The organism is Microlunatus kandeliicorticis, from assembly GCF_014137855.1.
In the GTDB taxonomy this organism is placed as follows: Bacteria; Actinomycetota; Actinomycetes; order Propionibacteriales; family Propionibacteriaceae; genus Microlunatus; species Microlunatus kandeliicorticis.
Map to the genome: position 1 here is coordinate 157,336 of NZ_JACGWT010000005.1, position 14,814 is coordinate 172,149.

Here is a 14,814-nt window from a genome sequence, read left to right on the forward strand (position 1 = left end):
AGCGGGCCCGACCGGGCATACTCACGGCCATGGTGGCCGAGCCCTACGACGCGCCCAGCCTGATCCGCACCAAGCGCGACGGCGGGACCCTGGACGCCGACCGGATCGGCTGGCTGATCGAGGCCGGCACCCGCGGGGCGGTGACCGACGAGCAGCTGGCCGCGCTGCTGATGGCCGTGTGGTTCCGCGGGCTCGACGCCGACGAGCTGTCGCACTGGACCACGGCGATGATCGACAGTGGTGAACGGCTCGACTTCACCGGGCTGTCGCGGCCGAGTGTCGACAAGCACTCGACCGGCGGGGTCGGGGACAAGATCACCCTCCCGCTGGCCCCGCTGGTGGCCGCCTGCGGGGTCGCGGTGCCGCAGCTCTCCGGACGCGGTCTCGGGCACACCGGCGGCACGCTCGACAAGCTCGAGGCGATCCCGGGCTGGCGCGCTGAGCTCGGCCTCGACGAGATCCGGCGGCAGCTCGAGGAGGTCGGGGCGGTGGTCTGTGCCGCGGGCCCGGGGCTGGCCCCCGCCGACGCCAAGCTCTACGCACTGCGCGACGTCACCTCGACCGTCGACTCGATCCCGCTGATCGCCAGCTCGATCATGAGCAAGAAGATCGCCGAGGGCGCCGGGGCGCTGGTGCTCGACGTCAAGACCGGCTCCGGGGCGTTCATGACCGACCCGGCGCAGGCCCGCGAGCTCGCGGCGACCATGGTCGGTCTCGGGGCGAACGCCGGGCTGCCCACCACCGCGTTGATCACCGACATGTCCACCCCGCTGGGGAGAACGGCGGGTAACGCGCTCGAGGTGGCCGAGGCGGTCGAGGTGCTGCAGGGCTGCGGACCGGCCGACGTCGTCGAGCTGACCCTGGCCCTGGCTCGCGAGATGATCACCGCGGCCGGGGTCGACGAGCACGACCCGGCCGAGCGGTTGGCCTCCGGCGCGGCGTACCGGGTCTGGCGCTCCATGATCAGCGCGCAGGGCGGCGACCCGGACGCCCCGCTCCCCCGCGCACGCGAGACCGAGACCCTGACCGCCGACCGCGACGGTTGGCTCGGCCGGCTCGACGCCTACCCGGTGGGCATCGCGGCCTGGCGGCTCGGCGCCGGGCGGGCCCGTCGCGGTGACCCGGTGCAGGCGGCGGCGGGCGTCGTGCTGCACGCCAAGCCGGGCGACCCGGTCCGGGCCGGGCAACCGCTGCTCACCCTGCACACCGACGACGCCGCGCTGGTGCCGCGCGCGGTCGAGGCGCTCGCCGGCGCCTGGACGGTCACCGACGAGCCTCCGGCGGCGCGCCCGCTGGTGCTCGACCGGGTCAGCGCCGAGCACTGACCGGCGTCGCGCCGGTCTTCCGCGGACGGCCGGCGCTGGCCAGACTGGGCCGATGGCGCACCCGAAGATGTTCGACGACGACGACCCGCGGCTCGCCCGGGTCCGCGCGATCGCGCTGGACCTCCCGGACGCGGCGGAGAAGATCACCCACGGACACCCGGCCTTCTCCACGACCAAGGTGTTCGCCTACTACGGCGGCTCGCTCCGGGTCGACGGCGCCTGGGAGTCCCGGCCGCACAGCCTGCTGGTGATGGTGGCCGGTGACGAACGCCGGGCCCTGCTGGAGGACGCGCGCTGCTACGTCCCCGCCTACCTCGGGCCGGCCGGGTGGATCGGGTTCGCCCTGCCGGCACCGAGGGCGTCGCGTCGCGCCTGGGACGAGGTGGCCGAGCTGGTCGAGGACTCCTACCGGCTCACCGCGGGCGTCCGGCGGGTGGCCCGGCTCGACGCCTGGGCGGCGTCGGCCGGGGTCGGCGGCCGAGGTCGGCGGCCGATGACGCCGGGGCCGATGAAGCAGGGCCGATGAAGCAGGGCCGATGAGTTCGGGAGCCGATGAGATCGGGGGTCGGGGGCGGTCTGACCCGGTGAGCGCACGACCCGAGAGGTGATCCGATGACCGAGACCGCACCCGCCCCCACGACGCACACGCTCCGGACGTCCGAGGCCGAGCTCGTCTACGACGTCCGCGGCGACCTGGGCACGGCGACCGCCGACCGCCCGGCGCTGCTCGCGGTCGGGACGCCGATGGACGCCCGCGGCTTCGCCACCCTGGCCGGCCACTTCGCCGACCGGCCGGTGATCACCTACGACCCCCGGAACGTCGGCCGCAGCCGGCGCCAGGACCCGGACCGGACGCCGGCGCCGGAGGACCACGCCGCCGATCTGCACGCGCTGATCACCGAGCTCGGCGTCGGCCCGGTCGACGTCTTCGGCAGCTCGGGCGGCGCCGTCAACGCGCTGGCGCTCGCCGCCGCGCACCCGGAGGACCTGCGCACGGTGGTCGCGCACGAGCCGCCCGCCGGTGGCGCGCTGCCCGACGCCGACGCGGTCCGGGCGGCCTGCCGGGCCGTCCACGCGCGCTACCAGCGGGCCGGCTCCGGGGTGGGGATGGCCAGCTTCATCCTGCTCGTGTCCCACCAGGGACCGTTCCCCACGGACTGGGCGGACGGTCCGGATCCCGACCCGGCGATGTTCGGGATGCCCGCCGGGGACGACGGCCGCCGCGACGACCCGCTGATGGCGAACATGCTCACCATCCCGGTGTGGGCACCCGACGTCGACCGGTTGCGGACCGCCGGGTGCCGGGTGGTGCTCGGCGTGGGCGCCGAGTCCGGTGAGACGCTGGCGGCGCGGGCGCCCCGGGCGATCGCCGAGCAGACCGGCCGCGACCTGGTGGTCTTCCCGGGCGACCACACCGGCTTCGCCGGCGGCGAGTTCGGTCAGGTCGGCGAGCCGGACGCCTTCGCCGCCCGGCTGCACGAGGTCCTCGACCGCTGGGCCCACCCGCGCTCGGTCCGCTGAGCCGGTCAGGGACCACCACCGAGGCGTTCCGACAGCCGCAGCGCACGGACGCGCGCAGCACGGCGACAGGCTCAGCTCGCGCGGACCAGGGCGATCGACGACCAGACGAGCAGCGCCAGCCCGACCACGATGATCACCACCGCGAGCGGGCGGCGCAGGTCGCGGCGGCTGAGCGCCGCCGTGGCCGCCGCCACCCGGCGGGCGAACGGCGGGATGCGGGTCAGAGCCACCGCCAGCACCGTGTACGGCAGCGCCAGCCCGATCAGGAAGATCACGTACTCGGGCAACCAGAGCACCGGCCGGGTGGTGCCGATGGTCCGCACCACCAGGTACATGGTGGCCGGGCTGGTGGTGCTGAGCAGGCTGTTGGCCAGCACCACGCCGAAGAGCACCCGCGGACGCTCGAGCCGTCCGGGCGGTCGGGGCCGCCTCGGCCGCCGCGCCCGTCGCCACTGGATCGACCCGACCATGATCAGCAGCAGCCCCACGGCCGCGTCGAACCACCGCTGGGTGAGGATCGTCCGCACCCGGCCGGTCCACAGCGCGTGCAGGGTGTTGGGACTGACCAGCACGAAGAGCACCGCCAGCAGCGTGGCGGCGAGCGCCACCGCCGCGGCGATGACGATCACGCGGGTGCGGGTGCGCCGGCCGTCCTCGACCGCCCCGATCTCGATCCCGAACGTGGTGGGGCTGAAGGCCAGCGCCATCCCCAGCACCAGCAGCCCGCCGACCGCGCGGGCCAGGTGGCCCGCGTCGCCGAGCAGACCGAGGAGCTCCATCCGCCGAGGGTAGGGCGGTCACTCCGCCAGGACCAGCCGACGCCCGCGCGGCGGAAAAGCGGGTGACGGCCGACTCCGCCTGGCCGAGACTGGCGCCCGTGATCACCGTCGAGCAGGTCTGGCCGCCCTACCCGCTGCAGATCACCTGCGGTGACCTGTCGCTGCGGGTCGTGCGCGACGAAGACCTTCCCGAGCTGATCGAGCTCGCGCTGGCCGGCGTGCACGCCCCGGACCGGATGCCGTTCTCGGTGCCGTGGACCCGACAGGACCCGGCCGACCTGCCCCGCGAGTACGTCCGCTTCCACTGGGGCTCCCGGGCCGCGTTCTCCCGCGAGCGGTTCTCGCTCGAGTTCGCCGTCCGGGTCGGCGGCACGCTGGTCGGCAGCCAGGGTCTGAGTGCGAGCGACTTCGCGGTCACCCGGTCGGCAGGGACCGGGTCCTGGCTCGGGCTGGCCCACCAGGGCCGCGGGATCGGCACCCGGATGCGGCAGGCGGTCTGCGTGTTCGGGTTCGACACCCTGGGCGCCACCGAGCTGCGGAGCAGCGCGTTCGTGGACAACCCGGCGTCGCTGGGGGTCAGCCGCAAGGTCGGCTACCGGCCGGACGGGACCTTCGTCACCGCTCGCGACGGCCGGGCCGCCGACGAGCAACGGCTGCTGCTCCGCCCGGGCTGGCTCCACCGGCCCGCCGAGCCGGTGGTGGTCACCGGGGCCGAACCGCTGCTCGACTACCTCGGGCTGCGCCGCTGAGCCGTCGGGTCAGACGCCGACCGGCTCCGGCGACACCCCGGCGTGGATCAGCCCGTAGACGTAGGCCTCGGTGAGCGCCTCCCAGGAGGCCTCGATGATGTTCTCGCCGACCCCGACGGTGGTCCAGGCGCGCAGTCCGTCGGTGGTCTCGATCAGCACCCGGACGGTGGCGTCGGTGCCGTGGCCCTGGTCGAGGATCCGGACCCGGTAGTCGATCAGCTCGAACTTCTCCACCACCGCGTAGGTCTCGTGCAGCGCCCGGCGGAGCGCCATGTCCAGCGCGTTGACCGGGCCGTTGCCCTCGCCGACCACCCGGGTCGACTCGCCGCGCGCGGTCAGCCGGACGGTGGCTTCGGTGTCCATCTCGCCGTCCGCGGCCTGCTGGGTCAGCACCCGCCACGACTCGGCGGTGAAGTAGCTCGGCAGCTGGTCGAGCTCGCGACGCAGCAGCAGCTCGAAGCTGGCGTCGGCGGACTCGTAGGTGTAGCCGGCCGCCTCGGCCGCCTTGACCTGGTCGGTGATCCGGGCCGCCAGGTCGCGGTCGGAGAGGTCGAAGCCGAGCTCCTCGCCCTTGAGCTGGATGTTGGCCCGGCCGGCCATGTCCGAGACCAGCATCCGCATGTCGTTGCCCACCAGGTGCGGATCGATGTGCTGGTAGAGGTTCGGGTCCACCTTGATCGCGCTGGCGTGCAGCCCGGCCTTGTGCGCGAACGACGACAGCCCGACGTACGGCGCCCGCCCGCTGGCCGGCATGTTGGTCACCTCGGCGATCGCGTGGGCCACCCGGGTCGCCTCGCGCAGCGCCCCGGTGGGCAGCAGGTGCCAGCCGTACTTGAGCTCGAGGTTGGCCACCACCGAGATCAGGTCGGCGTTCCCGGTCCGCTCGCCGTAGCCGTTGACGGTGCCCTGGACGTGGATCGCCCCGGCGTCGACCGCGGCCACCGTGTTCGCCACCGCGCAGCCGGTGTCGTTGTGGCAGTGGATCCCCAGCGGCGCCCCGAGGGTCGCCGCCTCCGCGACGATCTCGCCGATCCACGGCGGCAGCATCCCGCCGTTGGTGTCGCAGAGCACCACCGCCTCCGCGCCGGCCTCCGCAGCGGTCCGCACCACCTCGAGGGCGTAGTCGCGGTTGGCCCGGAAGCCGTCGAAGAAGTGCTCGCAGTCGACGAAGACGCGCTGACCCTCGGCGCGCAGGTGGGTCACCGTGTCGGTGATCATGGCCAGGTTCTCGGCCAGGGTGGTGCGCAGCGCCCGCTCGACGTGCTGGTCGTGGCTCTTGGCCACCAGACAGACGACCGGCGCGTGGGATTCCCGCAACGCCGCCGTGAGCGGATCATCCGCCGCCCTGAGCCCGACACGGCGGGTCGCGCCGAACGCGGTCAGGGTGGCGTGCTTGAAGGTCGCCGCGCCGTCGGCCAGCGCGGCGAAGAAGGCGGTGTCGTTGGGGTTCGCCCCGGGCCACCCGCCCTCGATGTAGTCGACCCCCAGCTCGTCGAGCAGGGTGGCGATCTGGAGCTTGTCGGAGACCGAGAGCCGGAGCCCCTCCTGCTGCGCGCCGTCCCGCAGCGTCGTGTCGTACACGTGGAAGACCGGCGGCTGTGCCGGGATCCTCGGGGCGGTGACGGACATCGGACCTCGATCTCGTGGAGGTGAGCGGACATGAAAAAACCTCCCGTACGAGCACAGGAGGTCGGCGCGCTGACGAACGGGTCAGCGCGCTAGCTAATGATCACCAGGTGATGCACACCGGCCAGTGTGGCCCGGCCGGTCCGGTGGCGTCACGCCGGCGTCTCGCCATCCGGACCGGCCGTCTCGGCGCACGGCGGCCGCCGGTCACCCGCGGACGCTCGTCCCGTCGGCGAACCGCACCTCGACCACGTCGACCGGGTGCCGCGGCGGCTCCCCGTCGACCTGCACGCGGCGCGTCTCGAGCACCCGGTGCACCGCGGGGTGCACGACGGTGGCGAAGGCCGCGTCGTGCTGCTCGCGGTCCTCCCAGACGTCGAGATAGCGCATCCGCCCGCTCTCGGTCCGGATCGCCACGTGCACGACGAGTCCCGGCATCGGTGTGGTGCCGATCCGTCCGGTGATGTCGTCGTAGGCGTCGGCATCGATCGGCAGGTCCTGGGTCCACGCGTAGAAGGCCATCGCCCTCCCCCTCCCATTTCATCCGAGCCCATCTCGGATGAATGTGTCTAAGCTAGGACCCGTGTCACCGACCGTCAAGACCTCCGAACCGAGCGGGAGCGGACGGCGCCGCTACGACACGAGCAACCGGCGGGCGGCGGCCGAGCAGACCCGCGAGCGCGTGCTGGCTGCGGCGCACGAGCGGTTCCTCGCCGACGGCTACGCGGCGACCACGGTGGCCGCGGTCGCCCGCGCGGCCGGTGTCGCCGCGGACACCGTCTACGCCTCGGTCGGGCGGAAACCGGCACTCTTCCGCGAGCTGGTCGAACGCGCGCTGTCGGGCACCGCACGGGCGGTGCCGGGGCGGGAACGGGACTACGCGGTCGCGCTGCGGGCAGCCCCCGACGCCCGGGCCAAGCTCGCCGTCTACGCGGGGGCGGTGGCCGCGCTCCAGGGGCGGTTGGCCCCACTGTTCCTGGTGCTGCGCGAGGCGGCCGCCGCCGAGCCCGAGCTGGCGGCGCTGTGGTCCGGCATCGCCGAGCGCCGGGCCCGGAACATGCGCGAGCTCGCCGACGACCTGCTGGTCACCGGCGAGCTGCGCTCCGACCTCAGCCGCGACGAGATCGCCGACGTGATCTGGACGATGAACAGCGCCGAGTACTACGCGCAGCTGGTCGTCGAGCGCGGGTGGAGCCCGGAGCGGTTCGCCGACTGGCTGCTCGACGCCTGGTCCCGACTGCTGCTGGCCCGACCGCCCCGCTGAGCCGCGCGGTCAGCAGACCTTGCTCATCCAGCCGTGGACGTCCTCGGCCCGGCCGTACTGGACGTCGAGCAGCCGCGCGCGGATCGCGGTGGTGGTCTCCCCCGCCTCGCCGGAGCCGACCGGGTGCTGGCCCTCGGCGGTCTTGAGAGAGCCGATCGGCGTGATCACCGCGGCGGTGCCGCAGGCGAAGACCTCGCTGACCGAGCCCGAGGCGATGCCCTCGAGCAGCTCGGCGATCTCGATCCGGCGCTCGACCGGGGTCAGGCCGAACTCCGCGGCCAGGGTGAGGATCGCGTCCCGGGTGACGCCCTCGAGGATCGAGCCGTTGAGCTCGGGGGTGATCAGCTCGCCGTCGGTGGTGATCAGGTAGACGTTCATCCCGCCGAGCTCCTCGAGCCACTTGTGCTCGACCGCGTCGGCGAACAGCACCTGCTCGCAGCCGTGCTCGGCGGCCTCGGCCTGCGCGATCAGGCTGGCCGCGTAGTTGCCACCGCACTTCGCCGCCCCGGTGCCGCCGGGCGCGGCCCGGACGTAGGTGGTGGACAGCCAGATGTTCACCGGCTTCACCCCCGAGGAGAAGTACGGTCCGGCCGGGCTGGCGATCACGCAGTAGGTGGCCCGCCGCGACGGGCGGACCCCGAGGAACGCCTCCGAGGCGAACATGAACGGCCGCAGGTAGAGGCTGTCCTCGCCGCCCTTGGCCACCCACTTCTGGTCGGTGGTGACCAGCGCCTCGAGGCTGCCGACGAAGTCCTCGGCCGGCAGCTCCGGGAGGGCCAGCCGGTGCGCCGAGGCGGCGAACCGGGCGGCGTTGCGGTCGGGCCGGAACAGCCAGATCGAGTCGTTGGCGTGCCGGTAGGCCTTGAGCCCCTCGAAGATCTCCTGGGCGTAGTGCAGCACCGCGGTGGCCGGGTCCATCGCCAGCGGGCCGTAGGGCACGATCGCCGAGTCCTGCCAGCCGTCCGAGGCGGTCCAGGTGGCGGTGGCCATGTGGTCGGTGAAGTGGTCCCCGAACCCCGGCCGGGCCAGGATCGCCTCCCGCTCCGCGTCGCTGCGCGGGTGCGGGTTGGGGTGGACGTCGAACAGCATGGTCATGATCGGGAACCTAACACTCGGGACGCCCCGCGACCGGGGCCGGAACTGGTGAGACGAGGCCCGTCGGGGACGGGCGTGCTGGCTACGATCGGCCGATGACCGAGCAGCAGAACGGAAGCGGCGCCGGCGCCGACCGACGCCGCACGCTGGCGGTGATCGGCGGGGACGGGATCGGCCCCGAGGTGGTCGCCGAGGGCCTCAAGGTGCTCGAGGCGGTGACCTCCCCCGACGCCTTCGAGCTGGTGCACTACGACCTCGGCGCGACCCGCTGGCAGCGGACCGGCGAGGTGCTGCCCGACTCGGTGCTGGACGAGCTGACCCGGGTCGACGGGATCCTGCTCGGCGCCGTCGGCGCGGCCCCCGGGGCCAAGGACGTGCCGAGCGGTCTGCTCGAGCGCGGCCTGCTGCTCCGGCTGCGGTTCGCCTTCGACCACTACGTCAACCTGCGGCCGAGCCGGCTCTATCCCGGCGTCCCCACCCCGCTGGCCGACGAGGTCGTCGCCGGCAAGGAGGTCGACTTCGTCGTCGTCCGCGAGGGCACCGAGGGGCTCTACTGCGGCAACGGCGGGGTGGTCCGCGCCGGCACCCCGAACGAGATCGCCACCGAGGTCAGCGTCAACACCGCGCTCGGGGTCGAGCGGGTGGTCCGGGACGCGTTCGCCCGCGCCGCCCGGCGTCGGAACAAGATCACCCTGGTCCACAAGCACAACGTGCTGGTCAACGCGGGCGGGTTGTGGCGCCGGGTCTTCGAGCAGGTGGCCGCCGAGTTCCCCGACGTGGCCACCGACTACCTGCACGTCGACGCGGCGACGATCTTCCTGGCCACCGACCCGGCCCGGTTCGACGTGATCGTCACCGACAACCTGTTCGGCGACATCCTGACCGACCTGGCCGCGGCGGTGACCGGCGGCATCGGGCTCGCGGCGAGCGGCAACATCAACCCGTCGGGCGCGTACCCGTCGATGTTCGAACCGGTGCACGGTTCAGCTCCTGACATCGCTGGGAAGGGAGTGGCCGACCCGACGGCGACGATCCTGTCGGTCGGCCTGCTGCTGGACCACCTCGGCCTGGGTGAGGAGGCGGCTCGCGTCGAGAAGGCGGTGCTGGCCGACATCGCCGCCCGGCAGGGCGGGGAGCGGCGGAGCACCAGTGCGGTCGGGGACGCGATCGCGTCGACCGTCTGACGTCACCGTGATCCGGCCCGCCGTCGGGGCGGGCCGGCACGGCCGGGGCACTGAGGAGCGCGGCGAGGGTTACTTGCCGGCGCTGCGGAGCTGCTCGAGGGCGACGATGATCTGCGGATCTACTCGGTGGGTCCGGCGCGCACGGCGGCGCGGCCGCTCGGTCGTCCTGGTCCGCTCGTCGTGCTCGGCGGTCCACCGGTCCGGGTACATCTCGTACATCGTCAGCGTCACATTCTCGTGGTGGGGACCCGCCGGATGGGCAGGTCCGCGACTGGCTCCTGATCGAGATACTAGGACACCCGAGTATTTCCTGGTCAGGATGCGGACGATTCGTCTCGGATGACGGGACAGCGTCCCGGCGGCCCGACCACTGCGAGACTGGCCCGGTGAGTGCTCCGCCCGAACTCCCCGAACTGGTCGTGCGGGCGCTGCGGCTCTCGCTGCAGCGCGGCTACATGCAGACCTCGCGCACCGAGACCGGCCGGCTGCTCGCCGCCCTGGCCGCCACCCGGACCGGGACGATCGCCGAGTGCGGCACCGGGTGCGGCGTCGGCGCCGCCTGGTTGCGCAGCGGTGCCCCGAAGGACACCCGGGTGATCACCGCCGAGCTCGACCCGGACCTCGCGCACGGGGTGATGGACATGTTCGCCGACGACGACATCGACGTGATGCACGCCGACTGGACGAGCCTGGCCGCGCACGCGCCGTTCTCGCTGGTCTTCCTCGACGCCGGCAGCGCCCGGGCCGCGGCCCGCGAGCAGATCGTCGAGCTGGTCGAGCCCGGCGGGATGGTGGTGCTCGACGACTTCGTGCCCTGCCCCGGCTGGCCCCCGCTCGAGCACGGGCGGGTCGACCAGCTGCGCCAGGCCTGGCTCTCGGACGAGCGGTTCACCAGCGTCGACGTGATGGTCGCCGAGGACACCAGCGTCATCGTGGCCGTCCGCAGCTGACCGGACGCCGCCCGCGCAGCACCCGGGTCCGGCCGGTCGGGTGTGGCATCCTGTCCGCGTGGCGTTGACGCGGAGGCCGGGCAAACCGCTCCGGGTCCTCGGCGGCATGTTCCTGATGGTCGGCTCGGTCGCCGTGCTGCTCGCGGTGCTGACCCGCTTCGCCGGCGCCTGGGGCGTCCCCTACTTCAGCTTCACCAGCGACCGCGGCAGCGGCTGCGTGAACACCTGGACCGGGTTCAGCTGCGACCGGCTCAGCCTGGCCGAGGTCGAGTGGCGCGCCGACGTCGACCTGCCGGCGAGCACCCAGGTGCTGTCCGGGCGCTACGTCTCCACCCACGACTACACGATCGACGCCATCCTGCGGACGCCGAAGGCCGACGCCGCGGCGGCGCTCGAGGCGCTGCAGGGCTCGTTCGGGAAGTGTCTCGACGACCGCCCGGCGCCGACCGGGGCCGGCGGCTTGAAGAGCCTGTGTGTGCTCGCCGACGACCTCTCCGACGCCGACAGCGACGACCCGGGCAAGTCGAGCCGGCTCTACACCGTCGGCACCGGGCTGGACCGCAACGGCGACCGGGTCACCGTGCTCTCGGTCCGCTCGCGCTGAGCCCCGCGCTCGCCGCATCCGCGCCCGGAAGGACGAACCGGCCGGCCCCGTGCGGGGACCGGCCGGTGCGAGGACGCGGCTCAGCGGGCCGCGGTGCCCTCGACGTAGTCGTCGTCGTGGCTCTTCACCCAGGCCATCAGGTCGCGCAGCTGGTGGCCGACCTTCTCGATCGGGTGCTGCTCGCCCTCGGCCCGGAAGCGCTTGAACTCGGGCGCCCCGGCGTCCTGGTCCTCGATGAACCGGCGGGCGAAGGTGCCGTCCTGGATGTCGGAGAGCACGCCCTTCATGTTCTCCTTGACGTGCGCGTCGATGACCCGCGGGCCGGACACGTAGTCGCCGTACTCGGCGGTGTCGGAGACGCTCCAGCGCTGCTTGGCGATGCCGCCCTCGTACATCAGGTCGACGATCAGCTTGAGCTCGTGCAGGCACTCGAAGTAGGCGACCTCCGGCTGGTAGCCGGCCTCGGTCAGGGTCTCGAACCCGGCCTGGACCAGCGCCGAGGCGCCGCCGCAGAGCACCGCCTGCTCGCCGAAGAGGTCGGTCTCGGTCTCCTCGGTGAAGGTGGTCTTGATGCCGCCGGCGCGCAGACCGCCGATCCCCTTGGCGTAGGAGAGCGCGAGGTCCCAGGCCTTGCCGGTGCCGTCCTGCTCGACCGCGACCAGCACCGGGACCCCCCGGCCCTCGGCGTACTCGCGGCGGACCAGGTGGCCCGGGCCCTTGGGCGCGACCAGGGCGACGTCGACGCCCTCCGGCGGGACGATGTAGTCGTAGCGGATGTTGAACCCGTGGGCGAAGAACAGCGCGTCGCCGGGGACCAGGTTCGGCTGGATCGCCTCGGCGTAGAGCTTGCGCTGCGAGGGGTCGGGGGTGAGGACCATGATCAGGTCCGCCTCCTCGCACGCCTCGTAGGGGGTGACGACCCGCAGCCCCTGCGCCTCGGCCTTGGCGCGGCTCCGGCTGCCCTCGGGCAGCCCGACCCGGACGTCGACGCCGGAGTCGCGCAGCGAGAGCGCGTGCGCGTGCCCCTGGCTGCCGAACCCCAGGATGGCGACGTTGCGCCCCTGGATGATCGACAGGTCGGCGTCGTTGTCGTAGAACATTTCTGCGGGCACTGCGTCTCCTTGATCGACTTCTGCTGCGTGCGTGCGGGTGAAGGGCGGCGGCGGGCCGGTCACGGCCGGCGGGCCCGCGCGCTCCGCCGCACGATGCTAGGGCGTGCGGCGGCGCGGGCGCGCGCGGTCTCAGACCAGTCGCATCGCCTTCGGGCGCTCGGAGCGCGGGGACCGGTCGGTGATCGAGCGGCTCCCCCGCCCGATGGCCACCAGACCGGACTGGACCAGCTCCTTGACCCCGTAGGGCTCGAGCAGCCGGAGCAGGGCCTCGAGCTTGTCGGGGCTGCCCACGGCCTCGATGGTGATCGTGTCGTGGGTGATGTCGACGGCCTTGCCGCCGAAGATCTGGATGATCTCCAGCACCTGGCCGCGGTCGGCGGCGGTGGTGCGGACCTTGACCAGGATCAGCTCGCGGCGGGCCGCACCCGGCTCGAGCTCGACGATCTTGATCACCTCGATCAGCTTGTTGAGCTGCTTGGTGAGCTGCTCCAGGGTCTCGTCGACGACGTTCGCGGACAGGGTGATCCGCGAGACGTCGGGGTGCTCGGTGGGCCCGACCGCGAGGCTGTCGATGTTGAACCCGCGGCGGGAGAACAGCCCGGCCACCCGGGCCAGGACACCCGGCTTGTTCTCGACCAGCACGCTCAACGTGTGGCTGCGGGTGATCCCCGTCGTCGGGCCGGTCACAGCGTCTCCCCGTCCCAGTCCGGAGCCATGTCGCGGGCCACCTGGATCTCGTCGTTGCTGGTGCCGGCGGCCACCATCGGCCAGACCATCGCGTCCTTGTGCACCACGAACTCGACCACGACCGGGCGGTCGTTGATCGACAGCGCCTTCTCGATCACCGGGTCGACCTCGTCGGGGTGCTCGGCGCGCAACCCGATGCAGCCCATCGCCTCGGCCAGCTTCTGGAAGTCAGGGACGCGGTTGGTCTTGAGATCGGTGTTGGAGTAGCGGCTGTTATAGAACAGGGTCTGCCACTGCCGGACCATGCCCAGGCTCTGATTGTTGATCACCGCGATCTTCACCGGGATGCCCTCGAGCGCGCAGGTGACCAGCTCCTGGTTGGTCATCTGGAAGCAGCCGTCGCCGTCGACGCACCACACCAGCTGGTCGGGTGCGCCGACCTTGGCGCCCATCGCCGCCGGGACGCCGTAGCCCATCGTCCCGAGCCCGCCGGAGTTGAGCCAGTGGCCCGGCTTCTCGAAGGGCAGGAAGTGCGCCGACCACATCTGGTGCTGGCCGACCCCCGCCACGTAGTAGGCCTCGGGTCCGCTGAGCTCGCCGATCCGCTTGATCACGGCTTGCGGCGACAGCATCCCGTCGCTCGGCTCCTCGAACCCGGTCGGGTAGCGCCGCTGGACGTCCTGCAGCTGCTCCACCCAGGCCGCGGTGTCGGGCAGCTCGTCGCGGTGCTCGGCGAGCAGCTCCAGCAGCTGGGTCAGCACCTCGCTGACGTCACCGACGATCGGCACGTCGGCGGCGCGGTTCTTGCTGATCTCGGCCGGGTCGATGTCGGCGTGGATCACCTTGGCCTCGGGCGCGAAGCTCGACAGCTTCCCGGTCACCCGGTCGTCGAAGCGGGCTCCGAGGGTGATCAGCAGGTCGCTGCGCTGGAGCGCCCCGACCGCGGCCACGGTGCCGTGCATGCCGGGCATCCCCATGTTGAGCGGGTGGCTGTCCGGCAGCGCGCCGAGCGCGGTCAGCGTGGTCACCGCGGGGATGTTCCCGAGCTCGGCGAGCCGGCGGACCAGTGCCGAGGCCCCGGACTTGATCACGCCGCCACCGATGTAGAGCACCGGGCGCTCGGCGGCGAGGATCAGCTTGGCCGCCTCCTTGACCTGCTTGTGGTGCGGGCGGGTCACCGGCCGGTAGCCCGGCAGGTCCACCTCGTCGGGCATCGCGAACGGCGCGGTGGCCTGGAGCGCGTCCTTGGTGATGTCGACCAGCACCGGCCCGGGTCGTCCGGTGGCGGCGATGTGGAAGGCCGCCTTGATCGCCCCCGGGATGTCCTCGGGGCGCCGGACCAGGAAGTTGTGCTTGGTGATCGGCATGGTGATGCCGGTGATGTCGGCTTCCTGGAAGGCATCGGTGCCGATCGAGGCCGACCCGACCTGGCCGGTGATGGCCACGATCGGGACCGAGTCCATGTAGGCGTCGGCGATCGGGGTGACCAGGTTGGTCGCGCCCGGGCCGGAGGTGGCCATGCAGACGCCGACCTTGCCGGTCACCATCGCGTAGCCCTCGGCGGCGTGCCCGGCGCCCTGCTCGTGCCGGACCAGGATGTGGCGGACGCCCTCGGAGTCGTAGAGCGGGTCGTAGGCCGGGAGGATCGCGCCCCCCGGGATCCCGAAGACGACCTCGGCGCCGACCAGCTCGAGGGACCGGACCAGGGCCTGGGCCCCGGTGAGCTCGTCCACCTGCGGGCCGCGCGCAGCGGCCGGTGCGGTGGTCTGGTGCGGGGCTGCGGGCTTCGGCGCCTGCTCCGTCTCCGTCATGTCCACTCCTGGTTGCTGATCCGATGATCGTACGCCGATCCCCGGTACCCCCGCCGGACGGCAGAGGTCGGGTGCCCGAGCAAGAAAAAACCCCCGCCGCCGATAGG

The 14,814-nt window shown here is 72.9% G+C and carries 16 protein-coding genes; 8 read left to right on the top strand and 8 right to left on the bottom strand.

Annotated elements, in window-relative coordinates; translation table 11 throughout:
* Positions 1 to 29: 29 nt before the first annotated feature.
* From FHX74_RS15385 to FHX74_RS15395, 3 genes are all read left to right on the top strand, one after another.
* Positions 30 to 1,325 (top strand): thymidine phosphorylase, encoded by a 1,296-nt coding sequence (locus FHX74_RS15385; RefSeq protein WP_182561085.1) that lies wholly within the window; start codon positions 30 to 32, stop codon positions 1,323 to 1,325.
* 52 nt (positions 1,326 to 1,377) lie between these two features.
* A complete protein-coding gene (locus tag FHX74_RS15390) occupies positions 1,378 to 1,851 on the top strand; it encodes an MmcQ/YjbR family DNA-binding protein (RefSeq protein ID WP_182561086.1) in 474 nt (157 codons plus the stop codon).
* An 86-nt stretch (positions 1,852 to 1,937) separates the two neighbouring features.
* Positions 1,938 to 2,846 carry an alpha/beta fold hydrolase gene (locus FHX74_RS15395; protein ID WP_182561087.1) on the top strand — a complete coding sequence of 303 codons (909 nt, stop codon included), beginning with the start codon at positions 1,938 to 1,940 and terminating at the stop codon, positions 2,844 to 2,846.
* 71 nt (positions 2,847 to 2,917) lie between these two features.
* Here FHX74_RS15395 and FHX74_RS15400 read toward each other — a convergent pair whose 3' ends face one another.
* Positions 2,918 to 3,625, bottom strand: a complete 708-nt coding sequence (locus FHX74_RS15400) for a hypothetical protein (RefSeq protein ID WP_182561088.1) — start codon at positions 3,623 to 3,625, stop codon at positions 2,918 to 2,920.
* 98 nt (positions 3,626 to 3,723) lie between these two features.
* Between FHX74_RS15400 and FHX74_RS15405 the strand changes: the two genes are divergently transcribed.
* Entirely contained in the window at positions 3,724 to 4,374 is a 651-nt protein-coding gene (locus FHX74_RS15405) for a GNAT family N-acetyltransferase (protein ID WP_328823852.1), read from the top strand.
* Between the two features lie 9 nt (positions 4,375 to 4,383).
* Here FHX74_RS15405 and cimA read toward each other — a convergent pair whose 3' ends face one another.
* Both cimA and FHX74_RS15415 read right to left on the bottom strand, forming a co-directional pair.
* A complete protein-coding gene (cimA, locus tag FHX74_RS15410; RefSeq protein ID WP_182561089.1) occupies positions 4,384 to 6,003 on the bottom strand; it encodes a citramalate synthase in 1,620 nt (539 codons plus the stop codon).
* A 204-nt stretch (positions 6,004 to 6,207) separates the two neighbouring features.
* Positions 6,208 to 6,522 (bottom strand): hypothetical protein, encoded by a 315-nt coding sequence (locus FHX74_RS15415; RefSeq protein WP_182561090.1) that lies wholly within the window; start codon positions 6,520 to 6,522, stop codon positions 6,208 to 6,210.
* Between the two features lie 61 nt (positions 6,523 to 6,583).
* Between FHX74_RS15415 and FHX74_RS15420 the strand changes: the two genes are divergently transcribed.
* A complete protein-coding gene (locus FHX74_RS15420; RefSeq protein ID WP_220484054.1) occupies positions 6,584 to 7,264 on the top strand; it encodes a TetR family transcriptional regulator in 681 nt (226 codons plus the stop codon).
* Positions 7,265 to 7,273: 9 nt separating this feature from the next.
* On the opposite strand, the gene FHX74_RS15425 is transcribed toward FHX74_RS15420, so the two are convergent.
* On the bottom strand, positions 7,274 to 8,359 hold the full coding sequence (locus tag FHX74_RS15425; RefSeq protein WP_182561092.1) for a branched-chain amino acid aminotransferase: 1,086 nt from the start codon (positions 8,357 to 8,359) through the stop codon (positions 7,274 to 7,276).
* Between the two features lie 95 nt (positions 8,360 to 8,454).
* On the opposite strand from FHX74_RS15425, the gene FHX74_RS15430 reads away from it, so the two are divergent.
* Positions 8,455 to 9,543 (top strand): 3-isopropylmalate dehydrogenase, encoded by a 1,089-nt coding sequence (locus tag FHX74_RS15430; RefSeq protein ID WP_182561093.1) that lies wholly within the window; start codon positions 8,455 to 8,457, stop codon positions 9,541 to 9,543.
* A 69-nt stretch (positions 9,544 to 9,612) separates the two neighbouring features.
* Here the strand turns inward: FHX74_RS15430 and FHX74_RS15435 are convergent, their stop codons facing one another.
* Positions 9,613 to 9,774, bottom strand: a complete 162-nt coding sequence (locus tag FHX74_RS15435) for a hypothetical protein (protein WP_182561094.1) — start codon at positions 9,772 to 9,774, stop codon at positions 9,613 to 9,615.
* Between the two features lie 155 nt (positions 9,775 to 9,929).
* On the opposite strand from FHX74_RS15435, the gene FHX74_RS15440 reads away from it, so the two are divergent.
* Positions 9,930 to 10,493 carry an O-methyltransferase gene (locus FHX74_RS15440; protein ID WP_182561095.1) on the top strand — a complete coding sequence of 188 codons (564 nt, stop codon included), beginning with the start codon at positions 9,930 to 9,932 and terminating at the stop codon, positions 10,491 to 10,493.
* A gap of 58 nt (positions 10,494 to 10,551) precedes the next feature.
* Positions 10,552 to 11,097, top strand: a complete 546-nt coding sequence (locus tag FHX74_RS15445) for a hypothetical protein (protein WP_182561096.1) — start codon at positions 10,552 to 10,554, stop codon at positions 11,095 to 11,097.
* An 80-nt stretch (positions 11,098 to 11,177) separates the two neighbouring features.
* Here FHX74_RS15445 and ilvC read toward each other — a convergent pair whose 3' ends face one another.
* From ilvC to FHX74_RS15460, 3 genes are all read right to left on the bottom strand, one after another.
* On the bottom strand, positions 11,178 to 12,197 hold the full coding sequence (ilvC, locus tag FHX74_RS15450) for a ketol-acid reductoisomerase (RefSeq protein WP_182561336.1): 1,020 nt from the start codon (positions 12,195 to 12,197) through the stop codon (positions 11,178 to 11,180).
* Positions 12,198 to 12,338: 141 nt separating this feature from the next.
* Positions 12,339 to 12,896, bottom strand: coding sequence for an acetolactate synthase small subunit (ilvN, locus tag FHX74_RS15455; RefSeq protein ID WP_328823853.1), 558 nt, complete (start codon positions 12,894 to 12,896; stop codon positions 12,339 to 12,341).
* A complete protein-coding gene (locus FHX74_RS15460) occupies positions 12,893 to 14,707 on the bottom strand; it encodes an acetolactate synthase large subunit (RefSeq protein WP_182561097.1) in 1,815 nt (604 codons plus the stop codon). Before FHX74_RS15460 ends, ilvN begins: the two co-directional genes overlap by 4 nt.
* Positions 14,708 to 14,814 lie beyond the last annotated feature (107 nt).

Bases quoted from the DNA above. Each gene is read 5' to 3' on its own strand.
- FHX74_RS15415 (WP_182561090.1), bottom strand. From the start codon at position 6,522: ATGGCCTTCTACGCGTGGACCCAGGACCTGCCGATCGATGCCGACGCC.
- FHX74_RS15390 (WP_182561086.1), top strand. From the start codon at position 1,378: ATGGCGCACCCGAAGATGTTCGACGACGACGACCCGCGGCTCGCCCGG.
- FHX74_RS15430 (WP_182561093.1), top strand. From the start codon at position 8,455: ATGACCGAGCAGCAGAACGGAAGCGGCGCCGGCGCCGACCGACGCCGC.
- FHX74_RS15460 (WP_182561097.1), bottom strand. From the start codon at position 14,707: ATGACGGAGACGGAGCAGGCGCCGAAGCCCGCAGCCCCGCACCAGACC.
- FHX74_RS15425 (WP_182561092.1), bottom strand. From the start codon at position 8,359: ATGACCATGCTGTTCGACGTCCACCCCAACCCGCACCCGCGCAGCGAC.
- FHX74_RS15395 (WP_182561087.1), top strand. From the start codon at position 1,938: ATGACCGAGACCGCACCCGCCCCCACGACGCACACGCTCCGGACGTCC.
- cimA (WP_182561089.1), bottom strand. From the start codon at position 6,003: ATGTCCGTCACCGCCCCGAGGATCCCGGCACAGCCGCCGGTCTTCCAC.
- ilvC (WP_182561336.1), bottom strand. From the start codon at position 12,197: ATGTTCTACGACAACGACGCCGACCTGTCGATCATCCAGGGGCGCAAC.
- FHX74_RS15400 (WP_182561088.1), bottom strand. From the start codon at position 3,625: ATGGAGCTCCTCGGTCTGCTCGGCGACGCGGGCCACCTGGCCCGCGCG.
- FHX74_RS15385 (WP_182561085.1), top strand. From the start codon at position 30: ATGGTGGCCGAGCCCTACGACGCGCCCAGCCTGATCCGCACCAAGCGC.